Source organism: Mesorhizobium sp. M0698 (assembly GCF_040320455.1).
GTDB lineage: Bacteria > Pseudomonadota > Alphaproteobacteria > Rhizobiales > Rhizobiaceae > Mesorhizobium.
Genome location: NZ_JAMYPQ010000005.1, coordinates 286,377 through 303,300, shown reverse-complemented (window position 1 = coordinate 303,300; position 16,924 = coordinate 286,377). Strand labels below are relative to the sequence as shown.

At 61.8% G+C, this 16,924-nt stretch carries 11 protein-coding genes; 9 read left to right on the top strand and 2 right to left on the bottom strand.

From position 1 onward, the window contains the following. The first annotated feature begins 7 nt into the window (after window positions 1-7). The 6 genes from glgB to bglA all read left to right on the top strand — a co-directional run bounded on the left by glgB (window position 8) and on the right by bglA (window position 10,472). Complete coding sequence (gene glgB, locus NKI16_RS14470; protein WP_352923046.1) at window positions 8-2,221, top strand: 1,4-alpha-glucan branching protein GlgB; 2,214 nt, start codon at window positions 8-10, stop codon at window positions 2,219-2,221. A gap of 35 nt (window positions 2,222-2,256) precedes the next feature. Continuing rightward, entirely contained in the window at window positions 2,257-3,522 is a 1,266-nt protein-coding gene (glgC, locus tag NKI16_RS14465) for a glucose-1-phosphate adenylyltransferase (protein ID WP_254819896.1), read from the top strand. Between the two features lie 3 nt (window positions 3,523-3,525). Next, the gene (gene glgA, locus NKI16_RS14460) at window positions 3,526-4,971 is read left to right on the top strand and encodes a glycogen synthase GlgA (protein ID WP_352645774.1); all 1,446 of its coding nucleotides are present in this window, start codon (window positions 3,526-3,528) and stop codon (window positions 4,969-4,971) included. A gap of 3 nt (window positions 4,972-4,974) precedes the next feature. Beyond that, the gene (locus NKI16_RS14455; RefSeq protein ID WP_352569904.1) at window positions 4,975-6,603 is read left to right on the top strand and encodes an alpha-D-glucose phosphate-specific phosphoglucomutase; all 1,629 of its coding nucleotides are present in this window, start codon (window positions 4,975-4,977) and stop codon (window positions 6,601-6,603) included. A 244-nt stretch (window positions 6,604-6,847) separates the two neighbouring features. Then, window positions 6,848-8,854 carry a glycogen debranching protein GlgX gene (gene glgX / locus NKI16_RS14450; RefSeq protein ID WP_352923041.1) on the top strand — a complete coding sequence of 669 codons (2,007 nt, stop codon included), beginning with the start codon at window positions 6,848-6,850 and terminating at the stop codon, window positions 8,852-8,854. After that, complete coding sequence (gene bglA, locus NKI16_RS14445; protein WP_352923038.1) at window positions 8,844-10,472, top strand: beta-galactosidase BglA; 1,629 nt, start codon at window positions 8,844-8,846, stop codon at window positions 10,470-10,472. The genes glgX and bglA overlap by 11 nt, the downstream gene beginning before the upstream one ends. A gap of 16 nt (window positions 10,473-10,488) precedes the next feature. Here bglA and NKI16_RS14440 read toward each other — a convergent pair whose 3' ends face one another. Together NKI16_RS14440 and NKI16_RS14435 are read right to left on the bottom strand one after the other, a co-directional pair. Continuing rightward, window positions 10,489-12,273, bottom strand: a complete 1,785-nt coding sequence (locus NKI16_RS14440) for a pilus assembly protein TadG-related protein (RefSeq protein WP_352756505.1) — start codon at window positions 12,271-12,273, stop codon at window positions 10,489-10,491. A gap of 1 nt (window position 12,274) precedes the next feature. Next, window positions 12,275-12,754, bottom strand: a complete 480-nt coding sequence (locus NKI16_RS14435) for a TadE family protein (protein ID WP_352618589.1) — start codon at window positions 12,752-12,754, stop codon at window positions 12,275-12,277. A 382-nt stretch (window positions 12,755-13,136) separates the two neighbouring features. On the opposite strand from NKI16_RS14435, the gene NKI16_RS14430 reads away from it, so the two are divergent. The 3 genes from NKI16_RS14430 (at window position 13,137) to NKI16_RS14420 (ending at window position 16,923) form a co-directional block, all read left to right on the top strand. Continuing rightward, window positions 13,137-14,729: a peptide ABC transporter substrate-binding protein gene (locus NKI16_RS14430; RefSeq protein WP_352569899.1), complete on the top strand. Its 1,593-nt coding sequence runs from the start codon at window positions 13,137-13,139 to the stop codon at window positions 14,727-14,729. Between the two features lie 159 nt (window positions 14,730-14,888). Then, window positions 14,889-15,812: an ABC transporter permease subunit gene (locus NKI16_RS14425; protein WP_352923034.1), complete on the top strand. Its 924-nt coding sequence runs from the start codon at window positions 14,889-14,891 to the stop codon at window positions 15,810-15,812. Then, window positions 15,805-16,923, top strand: a complete 1,119-nt coding sequence (locus NKI16_RS14420; RefSeq protein ID WP_352923031.1) for an ABC transporter permease — start codon at window positions 15,805-15,807, stop codon at window positions 16,921-16,923. The genes NKI16_RS14425 and NKI16_RS14420 overlap by 8 nt, the downstream gene beginning before the upstream one ends. The last annotated feature ends 1 nt before the right edge of the window (window position 16,924 follow it).

Sequence of the window (16,924 nt, the reverse complement as noted above, 5' to 3'; positions counted from 1 at the left end):
CTGCCTGATGAGCAAGCCGCGCGCGACCGTTGCGACAAGCGGGCCGGACGGACTGGCGCCAGCCGGCGATGTCGCGGCGATTGTCGCCGGCACGCACGGCGATCCGTTTGCCGTGCTTGGCGTGCATGAGGCGGGAAAGGGCTTTGTCGCCCGCTGCTTCGTCCCTCATGCCGAGTTCGTCACCGCCTATACGCTGACCGGCAAGAAGGCCGGCGAGCTGTCGAGACGCGACGACCGCGGTTTCTTCGAAGGCAAACTGTCGCTGCGCAAACGCCAGCCGCTGCGCTATCACGCCAGGAATTCCGGCGGTGACTGGTGGCTGACCGATCCATATTCCTTCGGTCCCGTGCTCGGCCCGATGGACGATTATTACATCGCCGAAGGGTCGCATCTCAGGCTGTTCGACAAGCTCGGCGCCCATCTCATCGACCATGAAGGTGCATCGGGTGTGCATTTTGCGGTGTGGGCGCCCAATGCAAGGCGCGTCTCGGTGGTCGGCGACTTCAACGAGTGGGACGGCCGCAGGCATACCATGCGCGTCCGCCGCGACACCGGCATCTGGGAGCTGTTCATTCCCGACATCGGCGCTGGCCGCCCGTATAAGTATGAAATCATCGGGCCGGATGGCGTGAGATTGCCGCTCAAAGCCGATCCGTTCGCCTTCAAGTCCGAACTGCGCCCGGCCACCGCCTCGGTGACGGCATTGCCGCCGGCGCATGAATGGGGTGACGAGGCGCACCGGAACTACTGGCGCAATGCCGACCACAGGCGCGAAGCCGTATCGATCTACGAGGTCCATGCCGGGTCATGGCGGCTTCACGACGACGGCAGCTTCCTGTCGTGGGATGAACTCGCCGACAGGCTGATCCCTTACGTGGTCGAGACCGGTTTTACCCACATTGAATTCATGCCGATCTCCGAACACCCTTATGACCCGTCCTGGGGCTACCAGACGACGGGTCTTTATGCGCCGACTGCCCGCTTTGGCGATCCGGACGGTTTTGCCCGCTTCGTCGACGGCGCCCACCGTGCAGGCATCGGCGTCATCCTCGACTGGGTGCCGGCGCATTTCCCGGTTGACGAACACGGTCTGGCAAAGTTCGACGGTACCGCGCTCTACGAACATGCCGATCCGCGCAAGGGCTTCCATCCCGACTGGAACACCGCGATCTATAATTTTGGGCGCCGCGAAGTGATTTCGTTCCTGGTCAACAATGCGCTGTTCTGGGCCGAGAAATATCACGTCGACGGACTGCGCGTCGATGCGGTCGCCTCGATGCTTTATCTCGATTATTCGCGCAAGGCCGGTGAATGGATTCCCAACGAGAAGGGCGGGCGGGAGAACCTCGAAGCGGTCAGCTTCCTGCAGCGTATGAACAAGGAGGTCTACGGCCACCATCCAGGTGTGATGACCATCGCCGAGGAATCGACCTCGTGGCCGAAAGTCTCGCAGCCGGTGCATGAAGGCGGACTGGGCTTCGGTTTTAAATGGAACATGGGCTTCATGCATGACACTTTGGAGTATTTCTCCAAGGAGCCGATCTTCCGCAAGCATCACCACAACGACATCACCTTCGGTCTGGTCTACGCCTTCAGCGAGAATTTCGTGCTGCCGCTGTCCCATGACGAAGTGGTGCACGGCAAGGGCACGCTGCTCAACAAGATGGCCGGCGACGACTGGCAGAAATTCGCGACGCTGCGCGCCTATTACGCGTTCATGTGGGGTTATCCCGGCAAGAAGCTGTTGTTCATGGGCCAGGAGTTCGCACAGCGCCGCGAGTGGAGCGAGGGGCGCGCGCTCGACTGGAACCTGCTCGATTTCCGGCTCCACCGCGGCGTCTGGCAGACGGTGCGCGATCTCAACTATCTCTACCGCTCGCGCCCCGCGCTGCATGCCCGCGACTGCGAGCCGGAGGGCTTTTCCTGGCTGATCGTCGACGACAGCGCGAACTCAGTATTTGCCTGGCTGCGCAGCGCGCGGGGCGGCAACCCGGTCGCGGTCATTTCCAATTTCACGCCGGTGCCGCGCGACAATTACCGCGTGCCGTTGCCGCACGCCGGAAAATGGCGCGAGATCATCAACACCGATGCCACGGATTATGGCGGTTCCGGCAAGGGCAATAGCGGCGGCGTCGAGGCTCAGGCGGAAGGAGGAGGCATTTCGGCGACGATGCTTTTGCCGCCGCTGTCGACGATCATGCTCGAATTCGTCCCGGACTGAGCTATGTCTGGAGCATCTAACCTGGGAGGATAGGAATGGCTGAAATAAAACGAACACAGCCGCTGGCACGCGACGCCATGGCTTATGTGCTGGCCGGCGGCCGTGGCAGCCGGCTCAAGGAACTGACCGACCGCCGGGCCAAGCCGGCGGTCTATTTCGGCGGCAAGACCCGCATCATCGATTTCGCGCTGTCCAATGCGCTCAATTCCGGTATCCGCCGCCTCGGCGTCGCCACCCAGTACAAGGCGCATTCGCTGATCCGCCACCTGCAGCGCGGTTGGAACTTCCTGCGGCCCGAGCGCAACGAGAGTTTCGATATCCTGCCGGCCAGCCAGCGTGTGTCGGAAACGCAATGGTACGAGGGCACCGCCGACGCCGTTTACCAGAACATCGACATCATCGAGGCCTATGGGCCGGAATACATGGTCATCCTGGCCGGCGACCACGTCTACAAGATGGACTACGAAATGATGCTGCGCCAGCATGTCGAGGCCGGCGCCGATGTCACCGTCGGCTGCCTCGAAGTGCCGCGCATGGAAGCCACCGGCTTCGGCGTCATGCATGTCGATCCCAAGGACACCATTATCTCCTTCATCGAAAAGCCCGCCGATCCGCCAGGCATTCCCGACAAGCCGGATTTTGCGCTGGCCTCGATGGGCATCTATGTGTTCAAGACCAAGTTCCTGATGGAGCAATTGCGTCGCGATGCGGCGGAGCCCGGCTCGAGCCGCGACTTCGGCAAGGACATCATCCCCTACATCGTCGAGCACGGAAAGGCGATCGCCCATCGCTTCGCCAAATCCTGCGTGCGCTCGACCGCCGAGAACGAGGCCTATTGGCGCGACGTCGGAACGGTCGACGCCTATTGGGAGGCCAATATCGACCTGACCGACATCACGCCGGAACTCGACCTTTACGACCGCGACTGGCCGATCTGGACTTATGCCGAGTTGAAGCCGCCGGCAAAGTTCGTGCATGACGAGGATGGCCGCCGCGGGTCGGCCGTGTCGTCTCTCGTGTCGGGCGATTGCATCGTTTCGGGCGCTTCGCTGAAGCGAAGCCTGATCTTCACCGGCGCGCGCATCAATTCCTATTCGACGCTGGAGGAGGTCGTCATGCTGCCGGACGTCCATGTCGGCCGCAACGCCAGGCTGAAGCGCGTGGTCATCGATCACGGCGTCAGGATCCCGGAGGGGCTGGTGGTCGGCGAGGATCCTGTCCTCGACGCCAAGCGTTTCCGCGTTTCGGAAAAAGGCATCTGCCTCGTCACGCAGGACATGATCAACAGGCTGGGATCGTAGTGCATGCAGGTTCTGTCGGTGGCGCCCGAGATCTTTCCGCTGGTCAAGACGGGCGGGCTCGCCGACGTGACCGGCGCCTTGCCCATGGCATTGGCCGGCAAGGGCGTCACCATGCGCACGCTCGTCCCCGGCTACCCGCAGGTGATGGGCGCCTTCAAGAAAAAGAAGGCGGTTCAGCAATATCCGCTGCTGCAGGGCGGCAAGGCGTCGGTGCACGCCGTCCAGATCGCCGGCCTCGACCTGTTCGTGCTCGACGCGCCGCATCTTTTCGACCGCCCCGGCGGTCCATACGGCAACGCGGCCGGCGCCGACTGGCCGGACAATTGGCGGCGGTTCGCTGCCTTGAGCCAGGTAGGCGGTGACATCGCCGGGGGCTCCATCTCGGGCTACCTGCCCGATATCGTCCATGCCCATGACTGGCAGTCGGCAATGTCGCTCGCCTACATGCGCTACGGCAAGGCGGTCGGCACGCCGTCGATGATCACCGTGCACAACCTCGCCTTCCAGGGTCAGTTCGGCGCCGGCATTTTTGGCGAGCTTGGCCTGCCGGCAGCGGCGATGGCGCTCGACGGCGTCGAATATTACGGCGGCGTCGGCTTCCTCAAGGCCGGCCTGCAGGCCGCCTGGGCGATCACCACGGTCAGCCCGACCTATGCGCAGGAAATCCGCTTGCCTGAATTCGGCATGGGCCTCGACGGCCTGATCAACATGCGCTCCGTCGATCTCCATGGCATCGTCAACGGCATCGATACCGAGATATGGAACCCGGAAACCGACAAGCATCTGGTCTCCAACTACACGGCAAAGACGCTTAAGGCGCGAATGCCCAACAAGGCCGCGGTCGAGGACCGCTTCAGCCTCGATCGCGATGACAGCCCGATCGTCTGCGTCATCAGCCGTTTGACCTGGCAAAAGGGCATGGACATATTGGCGGCGGCCGTCGACGGCATCGTTGCAAGAGGTGCGCGGCTGGCGATCCTCGGCTCCGGCGATGCCGGGCTCGAAGGCGCATTGCTTGCCGCCGCAGCCCGCAATCGCGGTCGCATCGGCGTCGTCGTCGGCTATGACGAGGGGCTCTCCCACACCATGCAGGGCGGCTGCGACGCAATCATTATCCCATCGCGCTTCGAACCTTGCGGGCTGACACAGCTTTACGGCCTGCGCTATGGCTGCGTGCCGGTCGTCGCCCGTACCGGGGGCCTTGCCGACACGATCATCGATGCCAACGAAGCCGCCATCTCTGCCGGCGTTGCGACCGGTTTCCAGTTTGCGCCCGCCAATGCCGCCGCCTTGCTGCACGCCGTCCGCCGCCTTGTCGAGGCGCATGCCAATCCCGCAGTGTGGACGTCGATGCAGCGGCAAGGCATGAAGGCCGACGTTTCGTGGGACAAAAGCGCCGAAAAATATGTCCAACACTATCGCTTGCTGCTTTCGAAAAGGGCTGCCTGACTGATGATCCGCACCGTCGCCACCAAACCCCATCCCGACCAGAAGCCCGGCACCTCCGGGCTGCGCAAGAAAGTCCCGGTGTTCCAGCAGGAGCACTATGCCGAGAACTTCATCCAGTCGATCTTCGATGCGCTGGACGGGTTCGAGGGCAAAACCCTGGTGATCGGCGGCGACGGCCGCTTCTATAACCGCGAGGTCATCCAGAAGGCCATCGCCATGGCCGCGGCAAACGGCTTCGGCAAGGTGATGGTCGGGCAGGGCGGCATCTTGTCGACGCCGGCCGCTTCGCATGTCATCCGCAAATACAAGACCTTTGGCGGCATCATCCTGTCGGCTAGCCACAATCCGGGTGGCCCGCATGAGGATTTCGGCATCAAGTACAATGCCGGCAATGGCGGCCCGGCGCCGGAAAAGCTGACCGACGCGATCTTCGAAAAAACCAAGGCGATTTCAAGCTTCAAGATCGCCGATATCGGGCAGGTCGACATCGACACGATCGGCACGGTCAAGACGGGGGACATGACCGTCGAAATCATCGATCCTGTCGCCGACTATGCCGAACTGATGGAAAGCCTGTTCGATTTCGACGCATTGCGGGCGCTGTTCAAGTCGGGCTTCCGCATGCGCTTCGACGCCATGCATGCGGTGACCGGCCCCTACGCCAAGGAGATCCTCGAAAACCGGCTCGGCGCGCCCAACGGCACCGCCCGCAATTTCATTCCGCTGCCGGATTTCGGCGGCCATCATCCCGATCCCAATCTGGTGCATGCAAAACACCTCTACGACGAGATGATGGGGCCGGATGCGCCAGACTTTGGCGCCGCCTCAGATGGCGACGGCGACCGCAACCTGATCATCGGCAAGGGAATTTTCATCACCCCGTCTGATTCGGTGGCGATGCTCGCCGCCAACGCCCATCTGGCGCCGGGCTACAAGGCCGGGCTGAAAGGCATCGCCCGCTCGATGCCGACCAGCGGTGCTGCCGACCGGGTCGCCGAAAAGCTCGGCATCGGCATCTACGAGACGCCGACCGGCTGGAAATTTTTCGGCAATCTGCTCGATGCCGGCATGGCAACGATCTGCGGCGAGGAGAGTGCGGGGACCGGCTCCAACCATGTCCGCGAAAAGGACGGCCTGTGGGCTGTGCTTTTATGGCTCAACATCCTTGCCGTGCGCGGCGAAAGCGCCAAGCAGATCGTCACCCAGCATTGGGCGGCCTATGGCCGTAACTATTATTCGCGCCACGACTACGAGGAGGTCGAGATCGATCGTGCCAACGCGCTTGTCGACGAGCTGCGCGCCAAGCTCGGCTCGCTGCCTGGCACCAGCGTGCGCGGCATGACGATCGCCAGCGCCGATGATTTCGCCTATCACGATCCGGTCGACGGCTCGGTCAGCAAGAACCAGGGCATCAGGGTGTTGTTCGAAGGCGGCTCACGCGTCGTCTTCCGCCTGTCCGGCACCGGCACCTCGGGCGCGACGCTGCGGCTTTATGTCGAGCGCTACGAGCCGGACAAGAACCGCCACGATCTCGACACCCAGGAGGCACTTGCCGATCTGATCGTGGCGGCCGACGACATTGCCGGGATTCTCAGCCATACCGGCCGCGCCAAGCCGAGCGTGATTACGTGAGCCTAGAGCGGCGCGCCTTTCCTTCTCCCCTTGTGGGGTCCGAAGGACGGGGCGAGACCCGTCGCTCGCCCCCGAGCGGTGGATCGGCGCGTAGCGCCGAGACGGTTGAGGGGTGTTGGACGGATCGCCGTGGGTGCCAAGCTGGAGCACCCCTCATCCGTCGGCGACACCTTCCCCCACAAGGGGAGAAGGGGGAGCTATGGCAACGCCTCAAACTGTCTACGACCTGCTGCTGTGAGCGCGCGTGAGCCAACTCGGCGCAACTATCACCAAGGAAGGTATCCGCTTCGCCGCATGGTCCTCGTCGGCTCGGCGCATCTGGGTCTCGATTTTCGACGAACACGGCAACCGCGAAATCGACCGGCTGGAACTCCAGTCGGAAGGCGAGGGCGTCCACGCACTTTTTGTTGCCGGTCTCGCCGCCGGCACCCGATACGGGTTCCGCGCCGATGGCGACTACGCGCCGGAACACGGTCTCTGGTTCGATCCCGACAAGCTGCTGGCCGATCCCTATGCCGTCGAGATCGACAGGCCCTATGCCTATGACGGCCGGCTAGCCGCCCGCCGTGGCGCGGGGGCCGACACGGCGTCGCTGATGCCGAAGGCCATTGCTGGCGCCTTGCCGGAACCCTTGCCTGCCTTGCCGCCTCTGTTTCGGTCCGGCGGCCTCATCTACGAAGTGCCGGTACGCGCCTTCACAAAGCTGCATTCGGACATTCCCGAGAAGCAACGCGGCACCATTGGAGCGCTCGCTCACCCCCTCGTTGTCGAGCATCTGCAAAAACTCGGCGTGGCAGCCATTGAGTTGATGCCGGTGACTGCATCGATCGACGAACGGCATTTACCGCCGCTCGGTCTGCGCAACGCCTGGGGTTATAATCCCGTGACCTTCATGGCGCTCGATCCGCGACTGGCGCCCGGCGGTCTGGCCGAGTTGCGCGGAACGGTCGCCGCGCTGCGCGAGGCCGGCATCGGCACCATTCTCGACCTTGTGTTCAACCACACCGGCGAAAGCGACCGGCTCGGCCCGACATTGTCGCTGCGCGGCCTCGACAGCCGCGCCTATTATCGGCACGAGCCGGACGGCGCTCTGGTCAATGACACCGGAACCGGCAATACGGTTGCGTGCGATCATCAAGTCGTCCGGGAAATGGTTCTCGACACGCTTCGTCACTTTGTCCGCCATGCCGGCGTCGACGGTTTCCGCTTCGATCTGGCGCCCGTTCTGGGTCGGGTCGACGGCGTTTTCGACGCCGATGCGCCGCTGCTGAACGCCATTCGCAAAGATCCTGTTCTTGGCGACCGGGTGCTGATCGCCGAGCCTTGGGATATCGGACCGGATGGCTATCAGCTCGGCAATTTTCCGCCGCCCTTCCTCGAATGGAACGACAAATGCCGTGACGATATCCGCCGTTTCTGGCGCGGCGACGGCGGCATTGTCGGTGCCTTGGCGACGCGGCTTGCTGGTTCGTCCGATGTCTTTGCCAAACCAGGCCAGACAATGAGCCGCAGCATCAACTTCATCGCCGCGCATGACGGCATGACGCTGGCTGATATCGTTGCCTATGAGCACAAGCACAATGAGGCCAATGGCGAACAGAACCGCGATGGTCACGACGACAACCTGTCCTGGAACAATGGCCTCGAGGGCGAGACCGGCGACCAGTCAATCGTTACGGCCCGTTTCGATGACCAGTGCGCGCTGCTGGCGACGCTCTTTGCCTCGCGCGGCACGATCATGCTGACGGCCGGCGACGAGTTCGGCCGCACGCAGCGCGGCAACAACAACGCCTACGCGCAGGACAATGACATCACCTGGCTCGACTGGGCCGGGCGCGACCTGGCGCTCGAGCACCATACGGCTCTGCTCGCCAGGATGCGTCGTGTCGTGCCGGCGCTCTTGGACACAACGTTCCTGACCGGAGAACCGCCTGCGGGCTCGGAAATCCCAGACGTAGCCTGGCTGACGGAAACCGGCATGCCGCTCGACGAGGCCGCCTGGCACGATGCCAGGCGGCACCGGCTGGTCCTGGTTCTCGGGAGCGGTGAGAACAGTCGCCTTGCGGTGATCATCAACGGCGACCGCCGGGCCTGCATGTTCACGCTGCCGGAACGGGCGGGTTTTCTTTGGCGCCCAGCTATCGAACCGGATAGTAGCGATATCTCGCGGCCGGTGCCTGGGCGAACGGTCCTGTTCATGATCGAAAGCAGGACAGCGCGGGCGGGCGCAGGGGAGAGCCATGATGGCTGACAATGCCGAATGGTGGCGCGGCTGCGTCATCTGTCAGATCTACCCGCGCTCCTTCCAGGATACGACAGGCGACGGCAGCGGCGATCTCCGCGGCATCACCTCGAGGCTGGCCCATGTCGCATCGCTGGGTGTCGACGCGGTTTGGCTGTCGCCTTTCTTCAAGTCGCCAATGGCCGATATGGGCTACGACGTTTCGGATTACTGCGCCGTCGATCCGATGTTCGGCACATCAGAGGATTTCGACGCGCTGGTTGCCGAGGCACACCGGCTCGGCCTGAAGGTGATCATCGATCAGGTCTTGTCGCACTCGTCGGATCGGCACGAATGGTTCGTCGAAAGCCGCACGAGCCGCGACAACCCCAAGGCCGACTGGTACGTCTGGGCCGATGCGAAGCCCGACGGCACCGCCCCCAACAACTGGCTGTCGCTTTTCGGCGGCCCGGCCTGGGAATGGGACGCAACGCGCAGGCAATATTACCTGCACAATTTCCTCGCCTCGCAGCCGGACCTGAATTTCCACAACCCGCAGGTGCAGGACGCCTTGCTGGAAACGGTGCGGTTCTGGCTCGAGCGCGGCGTCGACGGTTTCCGGCTGGATACGGTCAACTATTACGTCCACGACCGCTGGCTGCGCAGCAACCCGCCTTTGGCGGAAAGCGTCGCCGGCACCAATACGGCAACCAGCCCCTATCTCTATCAGGAGCATCTGTTCGACAAGAGCCAGCCGGAAAACCTTGCTTTCCTCAGGCGCTTCCGGGCCTTGCTTGACGAATATGAAGGCCGCGTCGCTGTCGGCGAGATTGGCGACGAAACTCGTTCCTTGCAGACACTCGCCGCCTATACCGGCGGTGGCGACAAGCTCCAAATGTCCTACACGTTCGACCTGCTCGGCCCGCAATTCTCGGCGTCGCATGTGCGTGGCTGTGTCGAGGCCTTCGAGAGTACGGTGTTCGACGGCTGGGTTTGCTGGGCGTTCTCCAACCACGATGTCGTGCGCCATGTCAGTCGATGGACAAGGCCGGGCGGCGATCCGGACAGGGTGGCGAAATTCTCGATCGTGCTGCTTTCTTGCCTGCGCGGATCGATCTGCCTCTACCAGGGCGAAGAACTCGGGCTGGAGGAGGCCGAACTGCCGTTCGAGGATTTGCGCGATCCTTTCGGCATCCGCTTCTGGCCGGCAATCAAGGGCCGGGATGGGTGCCGAACGCCGATGGTCTGGGAGGCTGGCGCCGACAATGCCGGCTTTTCGACGGGCAAGCCGTGGCTTCCGGTCCCGGCAAGCCATCGCGCCCGGGCGGTCGACGTCCAGGATGGCGAGCAAACCTCCGTCCTGGCGAGCTACCGGGCGATGCTGGCCTTGCGCAAGCAGCATCCGGCGCTGGTTCGAGGCTCGATCCGGTTCCTCGATGCCGAAGGCGACGTCCTTGCTTTCATTCGCGAAGGCGGTGACGAAAAGCTGCTCTGTGTCTTCAATTTCGCCGACGAGCCGGCCGGCTGGCAATTGCCACCGGATCTGGAAGCGATAGGGCCGATAGACCTTGGCGGTGCTGCCGGCGTCTTGCAGGAAAGAACTCTGTCGCTGCCGCCGCTGGGCTGCTTCCTCGGCCGGATCGGCTGAGCTCTATTTCATTATCTCATTGAACGAGCACGGAGCGCCCGCAAGTCGCGCCGACAACCCGCACATCGGCCTCGCCGACATGCACGCCGACAGCTGCAAGCACGTTATAGACCAGTTCGTCGACCGGCGCCGTCACGCCGTTCAGAACCGTTACCACCGCCGGCTTCACCGTTCCGAGCAGGGCCGTCACGTCCAGCCCGAGGCCCAGTGCATTGACCGAGAGCGAGAGGCCGCTGACCAGCGATGTCGTGAGTGATTGCGTCAGGTTTTTTGTGGCGACAGTTTTTATCGTCTTGTTGGCGATATCGGTGCTGTCGAACGTCAATGTGGTCGGATCGTTGTTGGTGATGGCAAGTGATGAAGAACCCTTCACATCGAGCAGATTGAGGGTAAGCAGCAGAAGCTTCACGCTTACCTGGGCAATCGTGGCATCGGAGAACGATTGCGGATTGCTGAAATCGGCGAAGGCCGATGGGTTGTTGTCGGCGTCGCTGGTGGCAAGGTGCAGCGAGGCCACGCCAGGCTGCGCGGCGATCGAAACCTTGATGCTATCCGGCCGGCCCGTCGGGCAGCTGATGTCGGTTAGCTTGGCTTCCGCATAGGCGACTTCGACATGCAGAGGCAGGTTGACGGACAGCAGGCTGATGCCGCCGCCGAGATTGGAATTGCCGATGCCCACTGTGGTGACCAGCTTGATGCGCGTCTGCGCGGTGCGCACCACGGTGCCTTTTTCCCCGACGGCCAGCCAGGGTGAGTATTGCATCGGTTCACCGATGGCGATGGCGAGCGTGGTGGAGGTAAGTCCCGGAATAGTGGCGCCGAGATCGACCTGGACCTGGTTTGAGCCATTGGCCAGCGAGGCGGCGGCACCCAGCATGCCCATCGCGCTTGCGTCGACGGAAAAGTCGGGAGACTTTTGTCCGAGGCCGAGCTTACCGATCGAGCCAAGATCGATAAGATGACTGAGGGGTATCTTGACCGTGTTGGTGGCCCTCGACGCGATCGTCTGCAGCACAAGTTTGCTGGCGCTGCCCGACCCGGACGCATTGGCCATGGCGGTCGCGATCTGGCCTACCGTCGCTTTTGACGCCAGCACGTCGGAATAGCTGACACCTGTCAGTTGCAACTGTACGGCAAGGGCATCGACGAACGAAAGCACGTTTACATCGGCCGAGATCAGCGCGTTGTAGTCCATGACGCTGAGCGAAATGTTGGCGCCCAGCAACTTGCTGAGAAGCGCGTTGAGGATGCCGCCATTGACGCTGAGGAGCCTGGACCCGACCGAGAACATCGCTTGCGGGGTCACACTGGCAATGGCTTCGGTGCCGACAACCGGAGTAGGGATGAGCGAACTGGCGAAATACCGGGCGGGGATTTTTCGCAGAGTGACGCGAACGGCGTTGTAAGGCGTTTTGCCGGCTTCGAAGCGCTTGTCGACACCAACGGAGGACGCCGCTGAGTATCGGCCGCCGGTGACCGACACGACGGTTTTGCCAACCGTGGGAACGATTGTCTGACCTGCCTTTTGAACAATGATGCCGGGCATTCGGTTGTCACTGAGCGTGGTTACCGCCGCGGCTTCCATATTGTTGATGTTCGACGCCGCGGTGATCGCCGCCAGATCGGTCATCGCCTGGGCTTCCCTGCGCTCCGTGTAGATCGAACCTTCGTCGACAGCGAAGGCCGCCAACCCCAGCGCGAACGGTGCTATCAGCGCCGTCATGACGGCAAAGTTCGCCTTCTCGTCGCCAACCATCGAGCGAGCGATCCGCCCGATGCCCCTCAGCAAGAACTGCGACATTTCAAATGCCTCCAATCCTGATGGTCGACCTGCGTGAGATCGTGGTTTGCGGCATCGCAAGGCTGGGCAACAGGTTCCAGATCGGCAGGTTGCTGGCATCGTACTGGATCGACACGACGAACTGATTTCCGTCGGCCGTGCTGTCCGTCGCCTGATAGGTCAGCTTGCCGGAATCGACGAACGGGTATCCACTGGCATTGTTTTTGACGAAACTCGCCACCAGCGCCTGGCGCTCGGTTTGATTCAATCCGGCAATTGCGGTGCGGGCGGCATCGGCGGCGATTTGCTGCAAGGAGTTGCTTGCACCAAAATAGATACCATATGCAACCATTCCGAGCAAAAGAAGGATAAAGATTGGGGAAAGCAGGGCGAACTCGACCGCGGAAGTTCCGGACTCTTCTCCAATTTTGCGTAGATTCGTCCGTACTTGGCGCAATATTTTACGCTTCAATGCGACAGTATTACTGTCTATCTTGTTCATTGCCCTTGCCCGTTGGAACCCAAGGTCGATGTGCCGATCCCATCGAAGTTTGTAACCCTTGGTTGCCTAAGAACCAATTAATACATTCCGGTAAACTGAAATGATCGGCCAGATTATTTCCCAGATCGGCGTTCTGGCCGGGAAACCCAGTCAAACTCATGGTTTCGACCATTGATTGGCCGCCCGCAAAACGACTGCCCCGGCCCCCTTACTTTGGGTGACCCCGAGAGTCTGTTGAAATAAAAAATCTCCACGTTACTGTTTGGCCACCAGCTGCCGGAAAAGGGAACCGGCTGCGCGCTCGAAAGGAACCAACCAATCGGTTTCGGGGCGTCAACACTTAGAGACGTGGCCGAAGGGCGACGTCATTAGGGAGAACTCCATGCTGAAACATGTGCTGAAGGCGACGGTACTCGCCACGACCATGGTCTTGGCCGCCGGTACGTTCTACACGCCGGCTTTCGCCGAGACCGTCTACAACCGCGGAGCCGCCGCCGAAGCGGAGACGCTCGATCCGCACAAGACCTCGACGGTCTACGAAGCCGATATCATACGCGACCTGTTCCAGGGACTGGTCATGCATGACCAGAAGACGAACCTCATTCCGGGCGCCGCCGAAAGCTGGACGGTGTCCGACGACGGCAAGGTCTACACCTTCAAGCTGCGCAAGGACGGCCTCTGGTCGGATGGCAGCCCGGTGACGGCGGACGACTTCGTCTATTCCTTCCGTCGGCTGGAAGATCCGGCCACCGCTGCCGAATACGCTTCCATGCTCTATCCCGTCAAGAATGCGGAGGAGGTCAATACCAAGAAGGGCAAGCCGGAGGATATGGGCGTCAAGGCGATTGACGCAAATACCCTCGAAGTCACGCTGAAGGCGCCAACGCCGTACTTCCTGGAGATGCTGACCCATCAGGCGACCTATCCTGTTAACAAGGCGTCTATCGAAAAGCTTGGCGCCGACTGGATCAAGGCAGGCAAGCTGGTCTCCAACGGGGCCTTTACAGCGGCGGAGTGGATTCCCAACGACCATTTGAAGCTGGTCAAGAATCCGAAATTCTGGGACGCCGCGAGCGTCAAGTTCGACGTCGTCAACTACATCCCGACCGAGGATCGCTCGTCGGCGATGAAGCGTTTCGAGGCGGGCGAACTCGACAGTTACGGCGACCTGCCGACCGAACAACTCGCCGATCTCAAAACCAAATTCGGCGACCAGGTCCGTGTCGGGCCATATCTCGGCATCTACTATTATGCGATCAAGACCGATAAGGCGCCGTGGGATAATGTCGAGCTGCGCAACGCCATCTCGATGGCGATCGATCGCGACTTCCTGGCGGAGAAAGTCTGGCAGAATTCGATGCTGCCCGGCTATTCCATGGTGCCTCCCGGCATCGAGGGCTATACGCCGGCAATGGCCAAATACGCCGACATGCCGCAGATCGACCGCGAGGACGCTGCCAAGAAGATCCTCGAGAAACTCGGCTATACACCCGAGCATCCGCTGAAAATGCAGATCCGCTACAACACTTCGGAGAACCACAAGAACACAGCGGTCGCCATTCAGGAACAGCTGAAGCCGCTTGGCGTCGAGATAACACTCCTCAATACCGACACCAAGACCCACTACTCCTTCCTCGAGCAGAAGGGTGACTATGACGTGGCGCGCGCCGCCTGGATTGCCGACTACAAGGATCCCGAAACCTTCCTCGGCATCTCCCGCAAAGCCAGCGGCAACAACTATTCGGTCTACAACAGCCCAAAATACGAGGCGGCGATGGACAAGGCGGCGGCCGCCGGCGGCAACCCTGCAGAACGCATGAAGGAACTCGCCGAGGCCGAGCGCATCCTCATCGATGACGTCGGCGAGATCCCGCTTCTCTATTACAGCTACCACGATATCGTTTCCTCGAAGTTGCATGGCTTCGACGACAATGTGATGGACATCCATCCGTCCCGCTTCATCAGCAAGGACTGATCCCTGGCCGGGCCACCGCGCATCGAATGCGCGGTGGCTTGCCGTCGCATCGGACCTCCGTGAATCGGATCGATTTCCGGAAAGCCGATGCGAAGATTTGAAGGCTAGAGCGCAATCGTCCAGCTGGACGCGCGTTGTTCTGGATCAAGCGGGGCACCGATGCTGCGTTACGTATTCCGGCGGCTTCTGACCGCCATTCCGACGCTGTTCGTCATCGTGACCATGGCGTTCTTCCTGATACGCGTCGCGCCGGGCGGCCCGTTCAACCAGGAGCGGGGCCTGAGCCCCGAGATCAGGGCCAATCTCGAAGCTCAGTTCGGCCTCAACGATCCGCTCTGGTTGCAGTACGTCCACTATCTCGGCAATCTTCTGCGCGGCAATTTCGGCCCCAGCTACAACATGCCGGATTTCACCGTCGGCGAGTTGTTCAAGGAGGGCCTGCCGATCTCAATCCAGCTCGGCGCTTCGGCGCTCATTCTGGCGCTGCTCCTCGGCAGCGTGCTCGGCAGTGTTGCCGCGCTCAACCAGAACAAGCTTGCCGACTATTCGGTGATCGCGCTGGCGACCGCCGGCAGCACCATTCCAACCTTCGTCATCGCGCCGGTGATCCAGCTTGCATTCGGATTGACCTGGAAGCTGCTGCCGATCGGCGGCTGGGGCGATGGAGCCCTCATCAATAAGGTCGGCCCGGTGCTGACGCTCGCTCTTCCGCAGATCGCCATCGTCGCCCGATTGATGCGCGGCTCGATGATCGAATCGCTGCACTCGCATCACATCCGCACCGCGCGCGCTCTCGGCCTGTCCGACTGGTCGGTCGTCGTCAAGCATGCGCTGCGCGGCGCCATCCTGCCGATCGTCTCCTTCACCGGTCCGGCAGCCGCAGCCCTTCTCACCGGCTCGGTCATCGTCGAGACCATCTTCTCTATCCCGGGCATCGGCCGCCATTTTGTCGTTGCTGCACTCAACCGCGACTACACTCTGGTGATGGGGACGGTGGTGGTCATCGCGCTCTTCACCATTGTCTTCAACCTGATCGTCGACGTCCTCTATGGGGTCGTCGATCCGAGGGTGCGCTATGACTGATATCGCAGTTGCCGCACCGGTCGTCGGCCGGTCCCTGTGGGGTGACGCCTGGGCGCGCCTCAAGGCCAATCGCGCGGCCATGTTCAGCCTCTATTATCTTGTCTTCATCGCCGTCATCAGCGTGTTTGGGCCCTATCTCGTGCCGCACCAATACACCACCATCTATGCCGACTATGTCCGTACGCCGCCGAGCTTCTCCGCCTATCCGAAGGCCGACATGATCGAAGGCGCTCTCGATGAGGCGATCAGGCGTATGCGCGTCGACATCAAGGAGTGGCGGCAGGAGGACAGCCGTGTGTTCGTTACCGTCAAATCGTCCAAGCCGATCGATGACCGCAACATTCGCTACCTTGATCGTTCCGATACCTTTGATGACACAAAGATCGAGAGCAAATCGCCGGACGGTCTCGAAATGGTGATGAGTGCCTCGATCAAGCAGCAATATTTCCTGTTCGGCACCGACAATACCGGCCGCGATCTCCTGTCCCGAACGCTGATGGCCGGGCGCATATCGCTGGCCATCGGTCTGCTTGCCGGCATTGTGGCCGTGGTCATCGGCGTGCTCTACGGCGCCAGCGCCGGCCTTGCCGGCGGCAGGGTCGATGAGGTGATGATGCGTGTCGTCGACGTGCTTTATTCTTTGCCGTTCATCTTCTTCGTCATCATGCTGGTGGTGTTCTTCGGCAGGAACTTCGTGCTGATGTTCCTGGCGGTCGGCGCGGTGCTGTGGCTCGACATGGCGCGCATCGTGCGCGGACAAGCGCTGTCGATCCGCCGGCAGGAATATGTCCAGGCGGCGGAAGCGATGGGCGTCGGCCAGCGCGGCATTCTGCTGCGCCATGTGATCCCCAATTTGCTCGGGCCGGTGGTGATCTACATGACGCTGCTGGTGCCGCAGGTCATTATCCTGGAGAGTTTTTTGTCGTTCCTCGGGCTTGGCGTCCAGGAGCCGATGACCAGCTGGGGCGTGCTGATCTCGGTTGGCGCCCAGAACATCGGCTCGGCCAACTGGCTGCTTCTTTTCCCGGCCTTCTTTCTCGTCTCCACGCTGTTCGCGCTGAATTTCGTCGGCGATGGGCTGCGCGATGCGCTCGACCCGAAGGATCGTTGAG

Coding starts and splice junctions, on each gene's coding strand:
- glgB (WP_352923046.1), top strand. CDS start 8: ATGAGCAAGCCGCGCGCGACCGTTGCGACAAGCGGGCCGGACGGACTG.
- glgC (WP_254819896.1), top strand. CDS start 2,257: ATGGCTGAAATAAAACGAACACAGCCGCTGGCACGCGACGCCATGGCT.
- NKI16_RS14425 (WP_352923034.1), top strand. CDS start 14,889: ATGCTGCGTTACGTATTCCGGCGGCTTCTGACCGCCATTCCGACGCTG.
- NKI16_RS14435 (WP_352618589.1), bottom strand. CDS start 12,754: ATGAACAAGATAGACAGTAATACTGTCGCATTGAAGCGTAAAATATTG.
- NKI16_RS14455 (WP_352569904.1), top strand. CDS start 4,975: ATGATCCGCACCGTCGCCACCAAACCCCATCCCGACCAGAAGCCCGGC.
- bglA (WP_352923038.1), top strand. CDS start 8,844: ATGATGGCTGACAATGCCGAATGGTGGCGCGGCTGCGTCATCTGTCAG.
- NKI16_RS14420 (WP_352923031.1), top strand. CDS start 15,805: ATGACTGATATCGCAGTTGCCGCACCGGTCGTCGGCCGGTCCCTGTGG.
- NKI16_RS14430 (WP_352569899.1), top strand. CDS start 13,137: ATGCTGAAACATGTGCTGAAGGCGACGGTACTCGCCACGACCATGGTC.
- glgA (WP_352645774.1), top strand. CDS start 3,526: ATGCAGGTTCTGTCGGTGGCGCCCGAGATCTTTCCGCTGGTCAAGACG.
- NKI16_RS14440 (WP_352756505.1), bottom strand. CDS start 12,273: ATGTCGCAGTTCTTGCTGAGGGGCATCGGGCGGATCGCTCGCTCGATG.